Consider the following 18347-nt stretch of genomic DNA (forward strand, 5'->3'; position numbering starts at 1 on the left):
CCCCGGTTCGCCGGGGCCCCGCGCCGGGCCGGTCAGTCCAGCAGCCGGTCCCGCAGCCGCTCGCGGGTCGCGGGGGTGAGCCCGAGGCCCTCCCGGAGGTAGCGCTCCACCCCGCCCCAGTGCGCGTCGATGGTCTCGTACGCGGCGGCCAGGTACGCGGGCCGGGCATCGAACAGCGGCGCCAGCAGCTCGGTCACCTCGGGGTCGCGGGTCTCGGGGGTGTCGTCGCGGCGCACCATCCGGTAGCGGTTGTGCGGGGCGTCCGACTCCATGTAGTCCGCCGTGATCGCGTCGCGGTCGACCCCGAGCGCGAGCAGGGTGACGGCGACCGCCAGCCCCGCCCGGTCCTTGCCGGCCGCGCAGTGCATCAGCGCCGGCACGCTGTCCTCGGCGAGCGCCTGCACCACGCGGCCGTGCTCGGCGGTGCGGGTGCGGACCATCTCCCGGTACGACTCCGCCATGCGGGCGGCGGCCCTGCCCCCGCCCAGGAGCGCGCGGAGCCGGTCGATGCCGCCCTCGCGGACCATCCGCCAGAACTCCCCGCCGTCGGCCGGGTCCGAGAGCGGGATGTTCACGTTGCGCACGCCTGGCAGTTCGACGTCCGGCCCCTCCAGGGCCCGGTCGGCGCGGTTGCGGAAGTCGAAGACGGTGTGCAGACCGAGGGAGGAGAGGAACTCTGCGTCGGTTTCGGTGGCATGCGCCAGATGTCCGCTTCGGAACAGTCGTCCCGGCCTGACCCTCCGTCCGTCCGTGGTCGGCAGTCCGCCCACGTCACGGAAATTGCGCACTCCGGTCATCTCGGGCGTGGGCTCGGGGTGTGCGGGCAGGTCCTGGGGTATCTGCTGGGTCACGTCTGCTCCTTCGCGCGTGCCGCTTGTCCGAATTGCTCTGGTTGGGACCAACTTGCCATAGGTGGACGAGAGATCGGGCCGAACTCCGTGAGCCAGATCATACGGTGACCGTGCGTGCCTGATCGCGAAAACCGAATTCCCTTGCCGGGGCGGCTGTTGCGGATCCGGAATGGACGCAGGGTGACCGTCATTCCGTTGATCCCTCATACCTGCTATTCCGTCAGGGAATTCACGGCTTGTTGCCCGTGGTCCCGCTGGATTACCTTCGCGAGCGATCCGGGTGGACCGCCTAATCCTGCCGCCGCCCGGGAACCTCACCCGACCAACCATGCGCGCGGCAGGAGCGGGGGAACCAGGTGAACCGCCGTTCCGGATCATTCCGGAACGGCTCGGGGTGAAGCCGTACCCGTACGGCCGGACATCTCCAGTCCGAACCCGACAGCTCACCTCGCAGGCGCCGGAGAGGAATTCGCCATGCCCGGAAAGGGTAAGCACCGCCGTCCGAAGTCCCGTTCCATATCCCGCGGCCTCGCCCTCGCCGGCACCGGCGGCGCGGCCCTCGCGCTGCCGCTGACGGCCGCCGCGGGCGCCCAGGCCGCGACCCCCGCCGCCGCGGCCCCGGCCGCCGCCCCGGCCCAGGCCCCGACGGCGGCGCGGACGGCCGCCCCCGCCGCCCCCTCCACCTACACGGTCGTCTCCGGTGACTGCCTCTCGACGATCGCCGCCGGGCACGGCCTCTCCGGCGGCTGGGAGCGGCTGTACGCCGACAACCGCGAGGCCGTCGGCGACGACCCGTCCCTCATCCACCCGGGGCTGCGCCTGACCCTCGGCGGCCGGGGCGCGGCCCCCGCCCCGAAGGCGGCTGAAGCGCCCGCCGAGGAGACCTCGACCGGCACTCCGGCGGCCGGTGAGGACGCCTCCGGCTCCGCCGCCTCCGAGGGCTCCGCCGCCGGGGCGGGCACGGCCGGCGCCTCCGGCGCCACGCCGCTGAAGGGCGCCGCCGCCCCGTCCCGCGGAATGAAGCAGTCCGCTCCGGCCGCCCAGTCCGCGCCCGCGAGCGCCGCCGGGTTCGTCGCCCCCGTCAGCGGCGGCGTCTCCACCGCGTACCGCACCCCCGGCGCCATGTGGTCCTCCGGCTACCACACCGGCGTCGACTTCATCGCGAGCACCGGCACCACCGTCCGGGCCGTCGGCGCGGGCACCGTGGTTTCCGCAGGCTGGGGCGGTGCGTACGGCAACCAGGTCGTCATCCGGCACGCCGACGGCAAGTACTCCCAGTACGGCCACCTGTCCCAGCTGAACGTCTCGACGGGCCAGACCGTCACCGCCGGCCAGACCATCGGGCTCTCCGGCGCCACCGGCAACGTCACCGGCCCGCACCTCCACTTCGAGATCCGCACGGGCCCCTCCTACGGCTCCGACATCGACCCGCTGGCCTACCTCCGCTCGAAGGGCGTCAGCGTCTGAGACCGTCCGGCGGCATGGCGCCGGCAATGCGTGGGGCCGGGACCCGAGGGGGGTCCCGGCCCCGCTTGTACTTATTCCTTATCCCCCGCGTGGTATAGATCACGGTCCGTCAACCCCTCATTACGTTGGCGTAGGTTGGCGACGGGGGTGAAGGATGGGTTCCCGTGGCAGCGACGAAGACGACACTCAAGACCATCGGCTCGTACGCGGCGATCGGGGACAGCTTCACCGAAGGCGTGGGGGACCCGGGACCCGGGGATTCCTATCTCGGCTGGGCGGACCGGTTCGCCGTGCTCCTGGCGGATCAGCGCGACGAGCACGACTTCCGGTACGCGAACCTCGCGGTACGGGGCAAGGTGCTCGACCAGATCGTGGAGGAGCAGGTTCCGCGGGCCAAGGAACTCGCCCCCGACCTCGTCTCCTTCTGTGCGGGCGGCAACGACATCATCCGGCCCGGCAGCGACCCCGACGACGTCGCCGAACGCTTCGAGGCGGCCGTGGCCGACCTCACGGCCTCCGTCGGCCTCGTGATGATCACCACCGGCTTCGACACCCGGGGCGTCCCGGTCCTCAAGCACCTGCGGGGCAAGATCGCGACGTACAACGTCCACGTGCGGGCCATCGCGGACCGCTACGGCTGCCCCGTGCTCGACCTCTGGTCGCTGAAGACCGTACAGGACCGCCGCGCCTGGGACGGCGACCGCCTCCACCTCTCGCCCGAGGGCCACACCCGCGTCGCGCTGCGCGCCGCGCAGGTCCTCGGCTACGACGTGCCGGCCGACCCCGACCAGCCCTGGCCGCCGGCCGCGCCGCGCGGCTCCGTGGACGTCACCCGGGACAACATCCAGTGGGCGCGTGAGCACCTCGTCCCCTGGATCGGGCGGCGGCTGCGCGGGGAGTCCTCCGGCGACCACGTCGAGGCCAAGCGCCCGGACCTGCTCCCGCTGTAAGCCGTACGGCAGGGCCCGGCCCCGGGCCGGGCCCCTGCCGCACGGCCCGTACGCGCGGACGGGAGACGGCGGGGCGGAATCCCCGGAAGCCGGTGCGCGTTGGGATGGTCGTGGGCGTACCCCACCCCACCCGCACTCCCCAGGAGGCGCCTTGACCGGCTCCCTTCCCCTGCGTCCCCGGCTGCGCGCCCTGCGGCCCGAAGCCTTCGGCGCGGACCCGTCCGGCGCACGGCTGGAGCGCATCCTGCGCTCCCCGAACTTCGCCGACGGCGTCTTCCAGAACCCGGTGGGGGCCAGGACCAGGCCTTCCGGCTCCATGCTGGAATTCGCCAAGATCTACTTCCACAAGGAGCAGCGGATCCGGCGCAACCCCGGCGCGCCGATCCCCGTCTACCCCACCACCCTCGCCGAGCTGGCCAAGCCGCCGGCGAGCGGACTGCGCCTGACCTGGATGGGGCACTCCAGCGTGCTCGCCGAGATCGACGGCCGCCGCGTGCTCTTCGACCCCGTCTGGGGCGAGCGCTGCTCCCCCTTCCCCTTCGCCGGCCCCAAGCGCCTGCACCCCGTACCGGTGCCGCTGGCCTCCCTGGGCGAGGTCGACGTGGTCGTCATCTCCCACGACCACTACGACCACCTGGACCTGCCCACCGTCAAGGCTCTGGCCGGTACGGACACGGTCTTCGCCGTCCCGCTCGGGGTCGGCGCCCACCTGGAGCGCTGGGGCGTCGCCCCGGGCCGGCTGCGCGAGCTGGACTGGAACGAGACCACCGAGGTCGCCGGCCTCTCCCTGACGGCCACCCCGGCCCGCCACTTCTGCGGGCGCGGCCTGCGCAACCAGCAGTTCACCCTGTGGGCCTCCTGGGTGGTCGCCGGCGAGGAGCACCGGATCTTCCACAGCGGCGACACCGGCTACTTCCCGGGCTTCAAGGAGATCGGCGCCGAGCACGGCCCCTTCGACGCCACGATGATCCAGATCGGGGCGTACTCGGAGTACTGGCCCGACATCCACATGACCCCCGAGGAAGGCATGCGGGCCCACCTCGACCTCCAGGGCGGCGCCCCGGCCGGCACGATGCTGCCCATCCACTGGGGCACCTTCAACCTGGCCCCGCACCCGTGGGACGAGCCCGGCGAGGGCACCGTCGCCGCGGCCGGCGCCGCCGGGGCGGCCGTCGCCCTGCCCATCCCGGGCCAGCCCTTCGAACCCGGAGCCCCGGACGCCCCGGCCGCACCCTGGTGGCGCCCCTTCGTCGCGGGCACCACCCCCCTCGCCGGCCTCACCGCCCCCGCGGGGACCGGCGCGGCCGAGCCGGTCCCCGCCCCGTCCGCCGGGATCGGTGAACCGGAGGCCGTGGGTTCCTGAACCGGCCCGGGGTTCCCCGGCCCGTGGAGCGCGCACGCCCCGAGCCGTACGGGCGTGCGCGCTCCCGGCGCATTCGGGCTGTCGTACGAGCGCTCCGTCGGGAGCGGGAAGCAGCGCGGCCAAGTTCCCCAACTGGGCAACGACCGCGGGAGCGTGCGGTCTAGCGTGGGTATCCGGTGATCAACACCGGGCCCCGGAACTGGAACCGGGTTCCGGACCCACGTACCGAGGACGCCGATGTCCGCACTCCGCCCCGCCCGCCACGCCCCGTCGAGACACGCCGCCCCGGGAACCGGCCGGCAGATACGCCCCCAGCCGGTCCGCGCCGCCGTGCTGCCCACGCTCGCCGCCGGGCTCAGCGGCACCGCCGCCGTGATCTTCACCCTCCAGCTCGGCGGGGGCGCCGGGGAGCGGGACGCGCGGCTGTGGCCGGTGCTCGCGGGCTGCGCCCTGCTGGCCGTCGGAGCGCTCGCCGCCGCCCTGCTGGGGGCCCAGCGCACGGCCAAGGCCGTCCGCGACCGGTGCGAGGCGCTGCGGCGCTCCAGCATGCGCGGCCGCCAGGAGCTGCGCACGGCCGCCGAGCGGCTGGAGCGCGGGGAACGGCCGGCCCGCCCCGTGCGGTCCGGCCGGGGCGCCCCGCCGGCCGGGGCCGGACGGGCCGGGGCGGACGAGTTCTGGCTGCTCGCCCAGGAGCTGCGCGGCGCGCGCGAGCAGGCGCACGAGACCCTCCTACGGCTCGCCGTCCCGGCCGCGCCCAGCGACAGCGACCGCAAGGTGGAGGTCTTCGTCAACCTCGCGCGCCGGCTTCAGTCGCTCGTGCACCGCGAGATCTCGCTGCTCGACGAGCTGGAGGACACGGTCGAGGACCCCGACCTGCTCAAGCAGCTCTTCCACGTCGACCACCTCGCCACCCGGATCCGCCGCCACGCCGAGAACCTCGCGGTGCTCGGCGGAGCCGCCTCCCGGCGCCAGTGGACGCGGCCGATCGACCTGAGCGAGGTGCTGCGGTCCTCCGTCGCCGAGGTGGAGCAGTACACGCGCGTCAAGGTGGTGCCCCCGGCGGGCGGCACCGTACGCGGGCACGCCGTCGCCGACGTGGTGCACCTGCTGGCCGAACTCGTCGAGAACGCCACGGTGTTCTCCGCCCCCGACACCGACGTGGTGGTGCGGGCCGAGCGGGTGACCGCCGGGATCGCGGTCGAGGTGGAGGACCGCGGGCTGGGCATGCCGCCGCAGGAGCAGAACCGGATGAACGCCCTGCTGGGCGACCCCGACCAGGTCAGCGTCCGGCACCTGCTGGCGGACGGCCGGATCGGCCTGTTCGTGGTCTCCGCCCTGGCCCGGCGGCACGGGATCGCCGTCGAGCTGAAGTCCAACATCTACGGCGGCGTGCTCGCCGTCCTCGTGCTGCCCCAGGGCCTGCTGGGCGCGGAGGCCCCGAGCGCGGCCGACGCCCTGGGCGGCTCCCGCACCACCTCCTGGGGCACGGCCGAGACCGCCCCGCCCCTGGAACCGGCCCGCGTGCCCGCCCCCGCCGCCCCGCCCGCACCGGGGCCCGCCCCCGCCGGGGGAAGCGGCCGCACCCTGGACCTCGGCCTGGTGCCGGCCTCCCCGGAAGGGTTCACGGCCCCCCGCGCCCCGGCGGGGGCCGGACCGGAGCCGGTGCGGGACCGGGGGGCGGAGGCCGCCGTCGGGGCGGCCGGGCACCCCGAGCCCCTGCCCCGCCGGGTGCCCGCCGCCCGGGCCGACCGCGACGACCGGCCGCCGCTGCCCCGGCGGCTGGCCCAGACGCACCTCGCGCCGCAGCTGCGCGAGGCCCCCGCCCCCCGCAGGCCGGACGCGGACACCGAACAGCCCGTGCACGACCCCGGCCTGATGGCGGCCTTCCAGCGGGGCTTCGGCCTCGCCCAGACCTCCGAGCAGCAGACATGACCCCCCGCGTGAACACCCGCACGAACCCCAGCAAGGAGCACACCCCCATGGCCGGCGAAGTGGCGACGCAGACGAAGACAGGCAGCCTCTCGGACCTCGACTGGCTGCTCGGCGGACTGGTCCAGCGCGTCCCGTACACGCGCGCCGCGGTCCTGCTGACCAACGACGGGCTCGTCACCTGCGTCCACGGCCTGGACTCCGACAGCGCCGACCACATGGCCGCCCTCGCCTCCGGCCTGTACTCCCTCGGCCGCAGCGCGGGCGCCCGCTTCGGCGATGGGGCCGAGGTCCGCCAGGTGGTCGTCGAGCTCGACAGCGCCCTCGTGTTCGTCTCCGCCGCCGGCTCCGGCACCTGTCTGGCCGTCCTCGCGGACCGCGAGGCCGACGCGGGCGTCCTCGGCTACGAGATGGCGATGCTGGTCAAGAGCGTACGGCCGTACCTCGCGGCCCCCCCGCGCCGCCCCGTCGCCGCCGTCTCCGACGCCGACCCCGGGCGATGAGGGTCCGGGCCGGGGGGGCTCACGGGGCGGTGGCCGGGGCGGCGCGCGACACGCCCTGGCTCGACGACTCGGCCGGCCGGGTCATGCGCCCGTACACGGCCAGCGGCGGCCGCACCCGGGCCGCCGTCGCCCTCGACCTGCTGTCCCTGGTGAGCGCCACCGGGGCCCGGCCGAGGATCCCGCTCGGGGCCGAGCACACCCTCGCCCTGCGCTGCTGCGCGGCCGCGCCCGCGGTGACGGTCGCCGAGGTGGCCGGCCAGCTGCGGCTCCCGGCGGTGGTGGTCAAGGTGCTGCTGTCCGACCTCATGGAGCACGGGGCCGTGACGGCGCTGGCCCCGAGGTTCCCGGGCGGCGGCGGCTCCTTCGCCGCCGACGACCAGACGCTGCTGAGGGCGGTGCTCGATGGCCTGCGCCGCCGGCTCTGAGGCCCCGGCCCTGCCCGCGACCCTGAAGATCCTGGTCGCGGGCGGGTTCGGGGCGGGGAAGACCACCTTCGTGGGCGCGGTGAGCGAGATTCCGCCGCTGTGCACGGAGGAACTGCTGAGCGGGATCGGCGAGGCGGCCGACGGCCCGCTCGACGGGGTGGACGCCAAGACCGCGACCACCGTGGCCCTGGACTTCGGCCGGCTCACCCTCGACGACCGGCACGTCCTCTACCTGTTCGGCACGCCCGGCCAGCAGCGCTTCTGGTTCCTGTGGGAGGAGCTCTGCGCGGGCGCGCTGGGCGCGGTGGTCCTCGCGGACACCCGCCGCCTCGCCGACTGCTTCCCCGCCGTGGACTTCTTCGAGCGGCGCGGCATCGGCTTCGTCGTCGCCGTCAACGAGTTCGACGGGGGCCACCGCTACACGGCCGAGGAGGTCCGCGCGGCGGTGGGGCTCGGCCCGGAGGTGCCCGTCGTCCACTGCGACGCGCGCCTGACGGGTTCCGGTACGGGGACGCTGGCCGCCCTCGTCCACCACCTGCTGTCCACGGCCCGGCGCACCGCCGCCGGGCCGCCGGGACGGTACGCCCACCACTTCCGACCGGGGGAACCGCCATGAACCGCTACGAGTCGACCGGACACCTCCTGCTCACCCCCGTGGACCGGGAGGCGCCCGCACGGGCCGTCCGGCTGCGCGAGATGAACCTGGGGGAGCGGGTGGACGCCGAACTCGACGCCTTCGCCCGCCGTTTCGCGCAGACCCTCGACGCCCCGTACGCGGGGGTCAACTTCGTCGGTGAGGACCGCCAGTTCTTCGCCGGACTGCACCACGGGCCGGACGCCCCGGCGAGCGGCTACCCGGCGCGGGTACTGCCCCGCGACCACGGCTACTGCCCGCACGTGGTGGTGCGCCGCCGGGCCCTGGTCCTGGAGGACGTACGGGACTTCGCGCGCTTCGCGGGCAACGCCGTCGTGGACGGGAGCGGGGTCCGCTCCTACCTGGGGGCGCCGCTCACCGACCGGCGGGGCATCGTCCTGGGCACCGTGTGCGCGGTGGACACGGTGCCCCGGCGGTGGGGGCTGGCGGGCCTGACGACGGCCAAGGCGCTCGCGGCGGAACTCGCCGGCCTGCTCCAGGAGCGCGCGGACCGCACGGCCTGAGGGCCCGTCAGCGCAGGAAGGACGTGATCCGCCGCCGCAGGGAGGCGGCGTCCAGGCCGTGGGCGGCGGTGTGCTCCCCGATCGTCCCGAACCGGCGCAGCTCGGCGCGCCCCACCCCGAGCGGCAGCACCCGGTGCGGGACGTCGAGCAGCGCCCGCCCGGCCGCCGCCGCGGAGGTCCCGGCCAGGTACGGCTCGACCAGGACCACGTCGGCCGTGGCCCGCCCGGCGGCGGCGCGCAGGGCGGCGTCGTCGAAGGGGCGCACCGTGGCGGCGTACAGGACGGTGACGTCGAGCCCCTCGGTCGCGGCGAGGACCCCGTCCAGCATCGGCCCGACGGCGAGCACCACGCCCGCGCCGCCCTCCCGCACGGTCTGGAACCCCAGGTCCCCGCCCGGGGCCAGCGGGGCCGCGTTCGACATCTGCGAGAGCCGGACGTAGACCCGGTCGTCCCCGGCGGCGTACGCGTGGCGCAGCAGCGCCTCCGCCTCGTCGGGGTGCCCGGGCACGTGGACGGTCCAGCCGTCGAGGGTGTCCAGCAGGGCGACGTCGCCGGGGGCCATGTGGGTGTATCCGCCGGCGGGCCAGTCGTAGCTGGCGCTGGAGCTGACCAGGACCCCGCCCGTGTCCTGGTGGCCGAAGTCCAGCTTGACCTGCTCGAAGGGGCGCTCCACGAGGAAGCTGGCGAAGGTGTGGACCACCGGCCGCATCCCGGTGAGGGCCAGGCCGCCGCCCACGCCGACGAGCAGCTGCTCGCGGATCCCGACGTTGATCACGCGGTCGGGGTGGCGCCGCTGGGCGGGCCGGAAGCCGTCCATGGTGATCTCGGCGAGTACGAGGGCCAGCCGCGGGTCCTCGTCGAGGAGCCGCGAGGTGACCTGGACGAACCGCTCGCGCATGGTGTCCGCGGTGGTGACGGTGTCCGTGGTGTTCACGGGGTTCCCCCTCAGTACTTCTTCTCGACACGGGCGACGACGGCGTGCGGCCGGCCCGGATGCGGTGCGGTGAAGGCGGCGTGCAGGGCCGCGTGGTCGCGTCCGTCGACGGTGGCGGTGCTCCAGCCCGCGGCCTCGAAGCGGGAGGCGATGCCGCCGGGCCAGCCGTGCGTGGCGGAGCCGTTGTCGACGACCACGGTGTGCAGGGCGTCCAGCCCGGCCGGGCCGGCGTAGGCGATGGCCTCGTGGTTGCTGCCCTCGTCGAGCTCGGCGTCCCCGATCAGCACCCAGACGGCGGGGTCGTCCAGCCCCTGGGCCCGCAGCCCGAGCGCGCTGCCGACGGCGAGCGGCAGGCCGTGCCCGAGGGAGCCGCTGGAGATCTCCACGCCGGGGACCAGGACGCGGTCGGGGTGGTGCCCGAGGGGGGAGTCGAAGGTGCCGAAGCCGGACAGCCGGTCCACGGGGAAGAACCCCTTGGCGGCGAGCACGGCGTAGTAGGCCATCGGCCCGTGCCCCTTGGAGAGCAGGAACCGGTCCCGCCCGGGGTCCTCCGCGCTTCCGGGCGAGACCCGCAGCACCCGGTCGTAGAGCACCCACAGCACGTCCAGGGTGGACGTGGCGGCGGGTCCGTGCTTCTCGTCCCCGGTCATGAGGGCCATCAGACGGCCCAGGTCCTCGTAGCGGAAGCGGGTGTCCGCGGTTGCGTGTGTCATGCGGGAACCATGCGACCTCAAGCGGACTTGAGGTCAACACCGTAAAAGGTGCGCGCGACCACCCGTGGAAGTGCGGTATGGTTCTCATGCCGGTTCAGCCGGGGGAAACCCCAGGTCAGCGGCATCGGGACGTGGCGCAGCTTGGTAGCGCACTTGACTGGGGGTCAAGGGGTCGCAGGTTCAAATCCTGTCGTCCCGACTGTGCGGAAACGCAGGTCGGAGGCCGTTCTCTCTACGTGAGGGGACGGCCTTTCGCGTACCCTCGGAGGTCGCCCGGTGGCCCTCCGTCGCCGTCGTAATGGGCTAATCCCCGCAGCTCCGATAGCATGTTCGGCCTAACAATGATCACGTCGAAACATGAACATCGGCTGAAAAATTGATATCTGCGGCATCGCGAGTGTTTTCCGGAAATGACGGTGGAATCGAGCCCCCCGTGTGGCGCCGGCCCCGGGTGGTGCTCTGGGCTGCCGCGAGCGTGGTGGGTCTGGCATTCCTCATCGGTCTGGAGATCATCTCGCGCCATTACGGCACGCCGGGGCCGATCACCACCCAGGCGCGGGAAGTGATCTTCCCTCCCAAGTCGGGGACGGTGCTGTACGCCGCCATGACGCTGATGCTCGTGACGCTCCCCTGGCGGCAGCGGTTCATCGCCGTCGGCGCCGCGGTCGGCATCGACCTGGTCTTCTGGCTCGTGCGCCGGCTGGCCGACGCCCCCACGATGTTCGGCAACGGCGCGCTGATCGTCACCCTGGCCTGCGCCGTCATCGCCGTCACGCGCCGCACCGGCCGGGAGCGCGTCCTGCTGCTGAAGGGCGTCGGGCTGGCCCTGCTGCTGGTGGCCGGCCGCAAGACCGGCTACACCTGGCTGGACATCACCGCGCAGACCCGCCCGATGGTGCTCGACCAGTACGTGGCCACCGCCGACCACGCGCTCGGCAACCCCTCCTGGGTGGCCGGGCAGATCGTCCGGGCCACCGGCTCCGTCGGGGCGCACGTCCTGGAGTGGGTCTACATCCAGCTCGCGGTGGGCGCGGTCGTCGTCGCCCTCTACCAGCTGCGCCGGGTGGCGGCCGAGCGCCGCTTCCCGACGCACCACCTGGTGCGCACCTTCCTCGTGATCGGGCTGCTCGGACCGGCCGTCTACATGATCTACCCGGTGGTCGGCCCGATCTTCGCCTACGGCGCGGACGGCGGGCGGTGGGCCCTGGCCGACCTCTGGCCGAACACGCCCGCGCCGCTCGGAACTCCGCAGGCGATGATTTTCGACGGAACCACCCCGCGCAATTGCATGCCGAGCCTGCACACGGCATGGGCCACCGCGATCTTCATTCATTCGCGCAAGGGGCCGCGCGCCCTGCGTTTCCTCGGCGCGTTCTGGCTGGTCGCGACGCTCGGGGCGACGCTGGGATTCGGTTACCACTACGGCGCCGACATCCTCGCCGGCGTGGTGTTCACCGCCACGATCGAAATGGCGCTGCGCGCCTACGACCGGGGCTGGGACCGGCGGGGAATGCTGCTGGCGGGCTTCGGAACCGCCGTCTTCACGGCGCTGCTGCTCTCCTACCGCTTCCTGTCGCAGGAGCTGGCCGCGCTTCCGTGGCTGTGCGGGCCGCTGCTGGTGCTGGCGACCGCCTCGGTCGTCTACGGCGCCGTGCGGACCGTCCGGCTGTGGGACCGCGAGACCCCGGCGGCCTCCGTGCCGGCGCCGCGCCGCGAGGCGCAGCCCGAGCTGGTCTGAGCCGCGGGCGCGCCGTCGGGGGAATCCGGCGGCAGGTCCGTCAGCAGGCCCGTCCGCAGGCTCTCCAGCGTGCGGGTGAGCAGCCGGGACACGTGCATCTGCGAGATGCCGAGCCGCTCGCCGATCTGCGACTGGGTGAGCTCCTGCCCGAAGCGCAGGGACAGGATCTCCCGGTCCCGCGCGGGGAGCTCCGCCAGCAGCGGCTTGAGGGACTCCAGGCACTCGATGCGCTCGTAGACCGGCTCCTCCTCGCCCAGCGGGCGCTGGGCCGTCCCCGAGTCGGCGTCTTCCTGCGCGGGCGCGTCCAGCGAACGCGAGGCGTACACCTGGGCGGCCCGGCGGCCCTCGGCCAGCTCGTCCTCCGTCAGCCCCAGCCGCTCGGCGAGCTCGACGTCGGTGGCGCCGCGTCCCAGGTCCTGTTCCAGTTCGTCGGAGGCCTTGGCCAGGTTCAGCCGGAGCTCCTGGAGCCGGCGGGGGACCTTCACGGCCCAGCTGGTGTCGCGGAAGAAGCGTTTGATCTCACCGGTGACGGTGGGCAGCGCGAAGGTGGTGAACTCCACCCCGCGGTTGACGTCGTACCGGTTGATGGCCTTGATCAGGCCGATCGTGCCCACCTGGACGATGTCCTCGAACGGCTCGCTGCGGCCGCGGAAGCGGCGGGCGGCGTACTTCACCAGGCTGAGGTTCAGCTCGACGAGGGTGTTGCGCACGTAGGAGTACTCGGGCGTGCCCTCCTCCAGTGCGTCCAGCCGGCGGAACAGGGACCGCGACAGGGTCCGGGCGTCGGCGGTGCTGGCCTTGAGCGGCTCGGCCAGGAGGTCCGCCACGGGCTCCTCCAGGGGGGCCTGCGGCGGAGTGGTATGGCAGGTGCCCGAGGGGCTCGTGCGAGCGGTTCGGGTGCGGGTCTGCTGGATTCGGGTCATGGAACGGACCTCCGGCCCGTGGTGGTTTACTCCTGTTTCATACCCGTTCACAGCAGAACGACCCTTTTATCCTGCCGGTGCGTCTCAGGTCACCCGTACCACCACCAGGCTCGTGTCGTCGTCCGTGTCCCCGAGGACCGCCGCCATCAGCCGGTCCGCGAGCTCCTCCGCCGGTCCGGGAGGCAGCCGCTCCGCCGCCCCGCGCAGCGCCTCCAGGCTCTCGTCCAGCCCCACGTGCCGGCGCTCGATGAACCCGTCCGTGTACAGCAGCAAGGTGTCCCCGGAACGCAGCTCCGTGTACGTCTCCCCGTACCCCGCCCCCGGCAGCGCGCCGAGCAGGATGTTGTACGCCCCGTCCAGGAAGCGGGCCCGCCCGCCGCGCAGCAGCAGCACCGGGGGATGCCCGGCCCCCGACCAGTACAGCGAGCGGTCGGCCGGATCGAACAGGGCGCACAGGGCCGTCGCCGTGGGCTGACCGGGCGTGCGCAGCGCCACCTCGTTCAGCCACTCCATCAGCCGGCCGGGGGAGTTCCCGGTGAAGGCCAGACCGTGCAGCGCCCCGCGCAGGGCGATCATGGCGGTGGCCGACCCGATCCCGTGCCCGGCGATGTCCCCCACCGTGACCAGCACCTTCCCGTCGGGCAGGGACTGGACGTCGTACCAGTCGCCGCCCACCCGGTACTCGGCGGCGGCCGGCCGGTAGCGGGCCGCCACCCGCAGCCCGGGCGGGGTCTCCAGGGCCGGGGCCTCGGGGACGATGGCGTGCTGGAGCCGCAGCACCAGGTGGTCGCGCAGCTCCGCCTCGGTCTGCGCGGCGGACAGCTGGTCATAGGTGGCGGTGAGCGCCACCTCCGTGTGGTGCTGCGACGAGACGTCCTGGAACACGCCGACGATCCCGGTCAGCGCGCTGCCCGTGAGCACCGGCTCGGCCGCCACGCGGACCCGGCGCACCCCGCCGCCCGGCCGCACCACCCGCACCAGGACCTGACCGCCCTCGTGCCGGTCGGTGAGCGAACCCAGCAGGCCCTCCAGCCGCGCCGTGTCCTCGGGGTGCAGCCGCGCCCCCAGCGCCCGCAGCGGCACCGCCGGGTCCTCCGGGTGCAGCCCGAAGACCGGGTACGCGTGCGAGCTCCACACGGTGGTCCCCGCGACGAGGTCCTCCTCGAAGACCGCCAGCTGGTCCAGCCGTGCCAGCGCCCGGGTCACCGGCGGCCCGCGCCGGTCGTCCGCCCGCCACATCACCGCGGTGCGCCCGCCGCCCAGGGGCAGCACCCGGACCTCGGCCATCACGGGCCCGGCCGCCCCGGCCTTCGGGGGCGCGGCGCTCGCGGGGGCGGTCGGCAGGGCGGGGGCGTACTGCGGCGCGCCCGTGGCGTTCGCCCGCGCGAGCAGCCCCAGCAGCTCCTCGTACACGGCGGGGAAGAGCTGCGCGAGGGGCCGGCCGGCGGGTGCGGGGACCGGGCCGAGGACGCGCGCCGCGGCCGGGTTCAGGTAGTCCACGGTGTGGGCGGGGCCGAACCCGTGGGCCTCCCCCTCCCCGGCCGGGAGCGCCACGCTCACCAGCATCGCCGGCAGCACCAGCTCGGCCAGCACGGCGGTGAGCCGGGGCGCCGCGGCCGCGTCGGCGGCGCCCCGGTCCAGCACCTGTCCGGCCGGGCGGCACAGGGCCGCGACGGTGGCGCGCACCTGGGGGTCCAGGGCCCGGGCGGCGGGCCAGACGACCAGCGCGAGCCCCGCGCTCCGCCCGGCCCGGTCCAGGGGGATCAGCCCCCGGGCCGCCTCGGCACGCGGACCGGGCAGCCGGCCCTCCGCCCCCGGGCCGTCGGGGAACCAGGCGGGCAGGCCCACCGTGAGCGCGCGGTGCAGGGGCCCGTCCGTCTCGGGTGGGACCCAGCGCCAGTGCGCGGCCTCCAGCGGGCTCGCCCCGGCCTGCCCGGCCAGCTCCAGGCAGTCGGTCTCCGTACGCCGCCACAGGTAGACGGATTCGGCGCCGAGCCGCCGCAGCCCGCCCTCCAGCAGGGCCGACGCCGCCGCCTCCGCCGTGTCGGAGGCCAGGACGGCGGTGGTCCCCCGCCGGATCCGGCGGGCCTCCGCCGCCGGCGCGGCGCCGGGAGCCGGCCCCGGCACCGGGTCACGGCCGGCGTCCGGGCCGACGGCCGCGTTGACGATGTCCGCCGCGAGGTCGGCCGCGCTCAGCCCGGTCGACACGGCCAGCCGCAGCAGGTGGTCGGCCGCCTCGGCGGGGGACAGCGACAGCTGGCCCATGAGCACCCCGCACGCGAGGTCCAGGAGGCTGCGCCGGGCCCGGTCGGCGTGCAGGGCCGCCACCTCGGCCGTGAGATCCGCGACGGCCGAGGAGAGTCCGGTCTCGGGCAGGGCCATCACGCCTCCTCAGCGGGGTGCCAGCCAGGTGCGCAGGGCGGTGAGCAGCCGGTCGGGGGCCACCGGCTTGACCACGTAGTCGGACGCCCCGGCGGCCAGGGCCTCCGTCCGGTCGCCCGGCATCGCCTTCGCGGTCACCACCACCACGGGCAGCTCCGCCTGGCCCGGCATGGCCCGGATGGCCCGGGTGGTGGCGTAGCCGTCGAGGCCGGCCATCATCAGGTCCATCACGACCAGGTCGACCTCCGGGTGCGCGGCCAGCAGCCTGATCCCGGCCTCGCCGTTGTCGGCGGTCAGCACCTGCATGCCCGCCGACTTGAGCACCTCGGTCAGGGCGTAGACGTTGCGGGTGTCGTCGTCGACGAGGAGCACCGTCCGGTCCCGCAGGCCCTCGTCGTCCACCGGCGCCGCCAGGGAGAGCGCGGGCGCGGCGTCGTCCCGCTCCTCGCCGGCCCCTTCCCGGTCCGCCCGGGCCTGCGCCCGGCCGTCGTTCTCCGGCAGGTAGAGGGTGAAGCAGCTGCCCTGGCCCGCCGTGCTCTCGGCGGTGATGGTCCCGCCGAGCAGCTTGGAGACCTCGCGGCTGATGGACAGGCCCAGCCCGGTGCCCCCGTACGCCCGGTCCGCGCCGCTCTCGCCCTGCTGGAAGGCGTCGAAGACGGACTCGAGCTGTTCGGCGGGGATGCCGATGCCGGTGTCGATGACCCGGAAGGAGAGCACGGGGCCCGTCCCGCGCAGGGAGCCGGGCACCTCCTCGGGGGCGGCCCGCTCGACGCGCAGGGAGACCCCGCCCGTCCTGGTGAACTTCAGGGCGTTCGAGACCAGGTTGCGCAGCACCTGGCGCAGCCGCCCCTCGTCGGTGACCAGCCCCTCGCCCGCCGACGGCGCCCCGCTGACGGTGAACTCCAGTCCCCGCTCGTCCGCCACGGGCCGGAAGGTCACGTCCACGTAGTCCAGGACGCGCTGGAGGGAGACCGGCTCCGGGTGCACGTCCATCCGTCCGGCCTCGACCTTCGACAGGTCGAGGATGTCGTTGATCAGCTGGAGCAGGTCGGAGCCGGCCGAGTGGATGACCGCCGCGTAGTCCGCCTGCTTCTCCGTCAGGTTGCCCTCCGGGTTCTGCGCGAGGAGCTGGGCGAGGATCAGCAGGCTGTTGAGCGGCGTGCGCAGTTCGTGGCTCATGTTGGCCAGGAACTCCGACTTGTAGAGGGAGGCCCGGGCCAGCTCCCGGGCGCGTTCCTCCAGTTCCTGACGGGCCTGCTCGATCTGGTGGTTCTTCCGCTCGATGTCCCGGTTGCGGTCGGCCAGCAGGGCCGCCTTGTCCTGGAGTTCGGCGTTGCTGCGCTGGAGTTCGCGCTGGCGGGCCTGGAGTTCGCCCGACCGGGCGCTCAGCTCGGCCGTCAGCCGCTGCGAGCGCTCCAGCAGCTCGTCGGTCCGGGCGTTGGCGGTCAGGGAGCTGACGTTGACCCCCAGGAGCTCGGTGAACTGCTCCAGGAAGGCGCGGTGCAGGGGGGCGAGGGGGCGCAGGGACGCGAGCTCCAGGGCGCCGAGCACCTGCCCCTCGAAGACGATGGGCAGCACGATCAGGGCGGACGGGTCGGCGGAACCCGTTCCGGTGACGACCGGCGCGTACCCGGGCGGCAGGTCCTCCACGACGAGGACCCGGTGGTCGGCGGCCGCCTGGCCGACGGGGGACCGGCCCACGCGGAAGCGGCGCGGGGCGGACGCGGGGTCGTCGGGCAGCCCGTACGAGGCGATCGCCACGAGCTCGGTCCCCCCGGTGCCCCCGTTCCTCCCGGTGCCCCCGGTCCCCTCGGGGCCGTCCTGGGCGAGGAAGAAGCAGCCGTACTGCGCGTGGACCAGCGGCGGCACCTCGCGCATGACCAGCTGGGCGACCGTGGTGAGATCGCGCCGGCCCTGGATCCCGCCGGAGATCCGCGCGAGGTGGGTCTTGAGCCAGTCCTGCTCCTCGTTGGCCCGGGTGGTGGCGCGCAGCGACTCCACCATCGCGTTGATGTTGTCCTTGAGCTCCCCGACCTCGCCGGGGGCCTCGACGGCGACGGTCCGGGTCAGGTCCCCGCGGGCCACGGCGCTGGTGACCTCGGCGATGGCCCGGACCTGGCCGGTCAGGTTGGCCGCGAGCTCGTTGACGTTCTCGGTCAGCCGGCGCCAGGTGCCGGAGACGTCCGCGACCTCGGCCTGGCCGCCGAGCCGTCCCTCGCTGCCGACCTCGCGGGCCACCCGGGTCACCTCGGCGGCGAACGAGCCCAGCTGGTCGACCATCGTGTTGATGGTCGTCTTCAGTTCCAGGATCTCCCCGCGCGCGTCCACGTCGATCTTGCGGGTGAGGTCGCCCTCGGCGACGGCCGTGGTGACCTGGGCGATGTTGCGGACCTGGTTCGTCAGGTTGTCGGCCATCGAGTTCACGTTGTGGGTCAGGTCCATCCAGGTGCCCGACACCCCGTGGACGGTGGCCTGGCCGCCCAGTTTCCCGTCCGTGCCCACCTCGCGGGCCACGCGGGTGACCTCCTCGGCGAACGAGGACAGCCGCTCGACCATCGTGTTGATGGTCTCCTTCAGCTCCAGGATCTCCCCGCGCGCGTCGACCCTGATCTTCTGCGTGAGGTCGCCCCGGGCCACCGCCGTGGCCACCTGGGAGATGTTGCGCACCTGCGAGGTCAGGTTGTCGGCCATGCTGTTGACGCCGTCGGTCAGCTCGCGCCAGACGCCGCCGACGGGCTGCGCCACCCGGGCCTGGCCGCCGAGCCGCCCCTGCCCGCCGACCTCCTGGGCCACCCGGGTGACCTCGGTGGTCACCAGGGACAGCTGGGCGACCATGCCGTTGAAGACGGCCGCGATGTTCCCGGGCAGGCCGCCGGCGTCCTCCGGAAGCCGGATGTCCAGGTTGCCGTCGCGGACCGCCATCAGGCCCGCGAGCAACTGCTCCAGCGTTCTGTCTGTGTCGTCCATGGCCAGTCCTGAAGAGGAACCGTCGCCTCCACTGTGACACGGGA

At 74.3% G+C, this 18347-nt stretch carries 15 protein-coding genes, 1 tRNA gene and 1 riboswitch; of the genes, 10 read left to right on the forward strand and 6 right to left on the reverse strand.

Going from position 1 to position 18347, the window contains the following annotated elements:
* Positions 1 to 32: 32 nt before the first annotated feature.
* The gene (locus tag ABT403_RS20105; RefSeq protein ID WP_425580308.1) at positions 33 to 797 is read right to left on the reverse strand and encodes a tyrosine-protein phosphatase; all 765 of its coding nucleotides are present in this window, start codon (positions 795 to 797) and stop codon (positions 33 to 35) included.
* 363 nt (positions 798 to 1160) lie between these two features.
* A riboswitch (cyclic di-AMP (ydaO/yuaA leader) is annotated at positions 1161 to 1321 on the forward strand.
* Between the two features lie 4 nt (positions 1322 to 1325).
* On the opposite strand from ABT403_RS20105, the gene ABT403_RS20110 reads away from it, so the two are divergent.
* The 8 genes from ABT403_RS20110 (at position 1326) to ABT403_RS20145 (ending at position 8646) form a co-directional block, all read left to right on the forward strand.
* Positions 1326 to 2318, forward strand: coding sequence for a LysM peptidoglycan-binding domain-containing M23 family metallopeptidase (locus ABT403_RS20110; protein ID WP_344166585.1), 993 nt, complete (start codon positions 1326 to 1328; stop codon positions 2316 to 2318).
* A 164-nt stretch (positions 2319 to 2482) separates the two neighbouring features.
* A complete protein-coding gene (locus ABT403_RS20115) occupies positions 2483 to 3268 on the forward strand; it encodes an SGNH/GDSL hydrolase family protein (protein WP_344166587.1) in 786 nt (261 codons plus the stop codon).
* Between the two features lie 151 nt (positions 3269 to 3419).
* On the forward strand, positions 3420 to 4631 hold the full coding sequence (locus tag ABT403_RS20120) for an MBL fold metallo-hydrolase (RefSeq protein ID WP_344166589.1): 1212 nt from the start codon (positions 3420 to 3422) through the stop codon (positions 4629 to 4631).
* A 237-nt stretch (positions 4632 to 4868) separates the two neighbouring features.
* Complete coding sequence (locus ABT403_RS20125; RefSeq protein ID WP_344166591.1) at positions 4869 to 6563, forward strand: sensor histidine kinase; 1695 nt, start codon at positions 4869 to 4871, stop codon at positions 6561 to 6563.
* A gap of 47 nt (positions 6564 to 6610) precedes the next feature.
* On the forward strand, positions 6611 to 7063 hold the full coding sequence (locus tag ABT403_RS20130) for a roadblock/LC7 domain-containing protein (protein ID WP_425580309.1): 453 nt from the start codon (positions 6611 to 6613) through the stop codon (positions 7061 to 7063).
* Between the two features lie 83 nt (positions 7064 to 7146).
* Positions 7147 to 7488 (forward strand): DUF742 domain-containing protein, encoded by a 342-nt coding sequence (locus ABT403_RS20135; RefSeq protein WP_344166782.1) that lies wholly within the window; start codon positions 7147 to 7149, stop codon positions 7486 to 7488.
* Positions 7466 to 8104, forward strand: coding sequence for a GTP-binding protein (locus ABT403_RS20140; RefSeq protein ID WP_344166593.1), 639 nt, complete (start codon positions 7466 to 7468; stop codon positions 8102 to 8104). Before ABT403_RS20135 ends, ABT403_RS20140 begins: the two co-directional genes overlap by 23 nt.
* On the forward strand, positions 8101 to 8646 hold the full coding sequence (locus ABT403_RS20145) for a GAF domain-containing protein (protein ID WP_344166595.1): 546 nt from the start codon (positions 8101 to 8103) through the stop codon (positions 8644 to 8646). Before ABT403_RS20140 ends, ABT403_RS20145 begins: the two co-directional genes overlap by 4 nt.
* Positions 8647 to 8653: 7 nt before the next feature.
* Here ABT403_RS20145 and ABT403_RS20150 read toward each other — a convergent pair whose 3' ends face one another.
* Together ABT403_RS20150 and ABT403_RS20155 are read right to left on the reverse strand one after the other, a co-directional pair.
* On the reverse strand, positions 8654 to 9544 hold the full coding sequence (locus ABT403_RS20150; RefSeq protein WP_344166784.1) for a transketolase family protein: 891 nt from the start codon (positions 9542 to 9544) through the stop codon (positions 8654 to 8656).
* Between the two features lie 47 nt (positions 9545 to 9591).
* Complete coding sequence (locus ABT403_RS20155) at positions 9592 to 10293, reverse strand: thiamine pyrophosphate-binding protein (RefSeq protein WP_344166597.1); 702 nt, start codon at positions 10291 to 10293, stop codon at positions 9592 to 9594.
* Positions 10294 to 10418: 125 nt separating this feature from the next.
* Between ABT403_RS20155 and ABT403_RS20160 the strand changes: the two genes are divergently transcribed.
* Both ABT403_RS20160 and ABT403_RS20165 read left to right on the forward strand, forming a co-directional pair.
* A tRNA-Pro gene (locus ABT403_RS20160) sits at positions 10419 to 10492 on the forward strand.
* Between the two features lie 234 nt (positions 10493 to 10726).
* On the forward strand, positions 10727 to 12031 hold the full coding sequence (locus ABT403_RS20165; protein ID WP_344166599.1) for a phosphatase PAP2 family protein: 1305 nt from the start codon (positions 10727 to 10729) through the stop codon (positions 12029 to 12031).
* Here the strand turns inward: ABT403_RS20165 and ABT403_RS20170 are convergent.
* From ABT403_RS20170 to ABT403_RS20180, 3 genes are all read right to left on the reverse strand, one after another.
* Complete coding sequence (locus tag ABT403_RS20170; RefSeq protein ID WP_344166601.1) at positions 11935 to 12954, reverse strand: SigB/SigF/SigG family RNA polymerase sigma factor; 1020 nt, start codon at positions 12952 to 12954, stop codon at positions 11935 to 11937. The genes ABT403_RS20165 and ABT403_RS20170 overlap by 97 nt on opposite strands.
* An 84-nt stretch (positions 12955 to 13038) precedes the next feature.
* A complete protein-coding gene (locus ABT403_RS20175; protein WP_344166603.1) occupies positions 13039 to 15336 on the reverse strand; it encodes a SpoIIE family protein phosphatase in 2298 nt (765 codons plus the stop codon).
* Between the two features lie 9 nt (positions 15337 to 15345).
* The gene (locus ABT403_RS20180) at positions 15346 to 18309 is read right to left on the reverse strand and encodes a hybrid sensor histidine kinase/response regulator (protein WP_502966012.1); all 2964 of its coding nucleotides are present in this window, start codon (positions 18307 to 18309) and stop codon (positions 15346 to 15348) included.
* Positions 18310 to 18347 lie beyond the last annotated feature (38 nt).

Origin of the sequence: Streptomyces sp. NPDC000075 (assembly GCF_040301925.1) — a bacterium.
Classification (GTDB): Bacteria; Actinomycetota; Actinomycetes; order Streptomycetales; family Streptomycetaceae; genus Streptomyces; species Streptomyces polychromogenes.

Coding starts and splice junctions, on each gene's coding strand:
- ABT403_RS20105 (WP_425580308.1), bottom strand. CDS start 797: ATGACCGGAGTGCGCAATTTCCGTGACGTGGGCGGACTGCCGACCACG.
- ABT403_RS20110 (WP_344166585.1), top strand. CDS start 1,326: ATGCCCGGAAAGGGTAAGCACCGCCGTCCGAAGTCCCGTTCCATATCC.
- ABT403_RS20125 (WP_344166591.1), top strand. CDS start 4,869: ATGTCCGCACTCCGCCCCGCCCGCCACGCCCCGTCGAGACACGCCGCC.
- ABT403_RS20130 (WP_425580309.1), top strand. CDS start 6,611: ATGGCCGGCGAAGTGGCGACGCAGACGAAGACAGGCAGCCTCTCGGAC.
- ABT403_RS20135 (WP_344166782.1), top strand. CDS start 7,147: ATGCGCCCGTACACGGCCAGCGGCGGCCGCACCCGGGCCGCCGTCGCC.
- ABT403_RS20140 (WP_344166593.1), top strand. CDS start 7,466: ATGGCCTGCGCCGCCGGCTCTGAGGCCCCGGCCCTGCCCGCGACCCTG.
- ABT403_RS20145 (WP_344166595.1), top strand. CDS start 8,101: ATGAACCGCTACGAGTCGACCGGACACCTCCTGCTCACCCCCGTGGAC.
- ABT403_RS20150 (WP_344166784.1), bottom strand. CDS start 9,544: ATGCGCGAGCGGTTCGTCCAGGTCACCTCGCGGCTCCTCGACGAGGAC.
- ABT403_RS20155 (WP_344166597.1), bottom strand. CDS start 10,293: ATGACACACGCAACCGCGGACACCCGCTTCCGCTACGAGGACCTGGGC.
- ABT403_RS20170 (WP_344166601.1), bottom strand. CDS start 12,954: ATGACCCGAATCCAGCAGACCCGCACCCGAACCGCTCGCACGAGCCCC.
- ABT403_RS20175 (WP_344166603.1), bottom strand. CDS start 15,336: ATGGCCCTGCCCGAGACCGGACTCTCCTCGGCCGTCGCGGATCTCACG.